This window comes from Streptomyces sp. SID14478 (genome assembly GCF_010548525.1).
Taxonomy (GTDB): Bacteria; Actinomycetota; Actinomycetes; order Streptomycetales; family Streptomycetaceae; genus Streptomyces.
Map to the genome: position 1 here is coordinate 1 of NZ_JAAGMG010001050.1, position 1,775 is coordinate 1,775.

Annotated in this window: 2 protein-coding genes and 1 tRNA gene; 2 read left to right on the forward strand and 1 reads right to left on the reverse strand. The window is 71.2% G+C overall.

Annotated elements, in window-relative coordinates:
- Positions 1–722 (reverse strand): glycosyltransferase 87 family protein (locus tag G3I40_RS33870; RefSeq protein ID WP_164558669.1); only part of this gene is annotated, 722 nt, incomplete at its 3' end.
- A gap of 147 nt (positions 723–869) precedes the next feature.
- Between G3I40_RS33870 and G3I40_RS33875 the strand changes: the two genes are divergently transcribed.
- Positions 870–942, forward strand: a tRNA-Ala gene (locus G3I40_RS33875).
- 118 nt (positions 943–1,060) lie between these two features.
- On the forward strand, positions 1,061–1,775 hold a 715-nt coding region (locus tag G3I40_RS33880; protein WP_343245106.1), incomplete at its 3' end, for a BTAD domain-containing putative transcriptional regulator.

Sequence of the window (1,775 nt, forward strand, 5' to 3'; positions counted from 1 at the left end):
GCCTCGAACACCATCCGGGTCCAGAAGCGCAGGGAGTCGCGCGGCAGCACGGCGGCGGCCAGCGCGCAGGCGCCGACGAACGCGCACGCGGCCACGCACGCGTGGCGCAGCCAGGGCCGCCAGGGCCCCCTCTTCGTCACCGCCAAGGCGATCCCGGTGCCCAACAAGAAGACCGCGAACAGGGCCGGCGTCAGCTTGATCGCCGCCGCGACGCCGATCCCGACGCCCGCCCAGCGGTGCCCCGGCTGCCGCGTCAGGTCCCACAGGACCAGCACGGCCAGCAGGAGATTGACCTGCCCGTAGCGCAGCGTCGTCCACACCGGCTCGCACCACACGGCGCCCGCCGCCACCCACAAGGCGTGCTCCACGCGCGCGTGGCGCCGCACGAGCCGCAAGGACAGATGCACGAAAGCGACCAGCAGGGCGAGGTTCGCGACGGTCGCAGCGGCGCGCAGGGTGGGGACGTCCAGAAGCGTCAGCGGCGTGAACAGCAGCGCCGCGAACGGCGGATACGTAGTGGGCAGCCGGGCGTGCGTCGCACGCAGCGCATACAGGTTGCCGCCCTCCCTCACGGTCGCGCCCTCCGCTCTGTAGACCAACAAGTCGATCATCGAGACGTGGGCGGCGCGCTGGGCGATCCAGAAGCCGACGAAGGAGAGCAGACAGACGCCCAGGGCAGCGGGGACGCGGCGGCGGGTGCGGGACAGGACGAGCACGGTCACGTGAGGGGACAGTAGTGGCCGTATCCGACATGTTTCCCCACAGAGCGGGTCAGATGGGAAACGATTTGGTGATGCCCCAGGGTGACCGTGTAATGTTGGCGTCGCCGCCGGGGAAACCGACAGGAAAGCCCGAGCGGACCACAGCAAGGGGCTATAGCTCAGTTGGTAGAGCGCCTGCATGGCATGCAGGAGGTCAGGAGTTCAATTCTCCTTAGCTCCACAGGAATCACGAGACCCCGACCGATCGATGCGATCGGGCGGGATCTCGCTGTTTCCGGAGTGTGGTGAGCGGGACCACCGCCCTGGTCGCCGTGCCGGGACCGCGCTAGGTTGGCGCGGTGCTCCGCCAGACCACACCTGCCGCGCCCCCCACCGACGCACCGCCGAGGTTCCAACTCCTGGGTCCCGTAGCGGCATCGCGCGACGGACACCCGCTCTCCCTCGGCTCACCGAAGCAGAGATGTGTCCTGGCCGCGCTCCTGCTGACCCCCGGGAAGACGCTCTCCACCGAGCAGCTGATCCAGTGCGTGTGGGGGCACTCCCCGCCGCCCACCGCACGGAGCACGCTCCACAGCTACGTCACACGTCTGCGGGGCGCGCTCGGTCCGCAGGGCGACGCCGCGGCGTCGATACTCCACCAGGCCGGCGGCTACCTGCTCACGGCCCCGGCCCACGACGTCGATCTGCATCGCTTCCGGACCCTGACCGGGCGGGCCCGCACCGCCGACAGCGGCGCCGAGGCGGAGCGGACGCTGGACGAGGCGCTGGGCCTGTGGCACGGCGATCCGCTGTCCGGCATCGCCGGTGACTGGGCCGAGTCCGTGCGCGCCCGCCTGGTGCAGGAGCGGCTGACCGCGACGCTGGACCGTGTCGACCACCGGCTCACCGCGCGTGAGCCGGCCGGCCTGGCGGCGGAGTTGCGGGACCTCGCCGCCGAACACCCGTGGGACGAGCGGCTCGCCGCGCAGCTCATGACCGTGCTGTTCCGCTCCGCCGGACAGGCCGCGGCACTCGCCCACTACGAATCGTTCCGGCGGAGCCTGGCACAGGAAT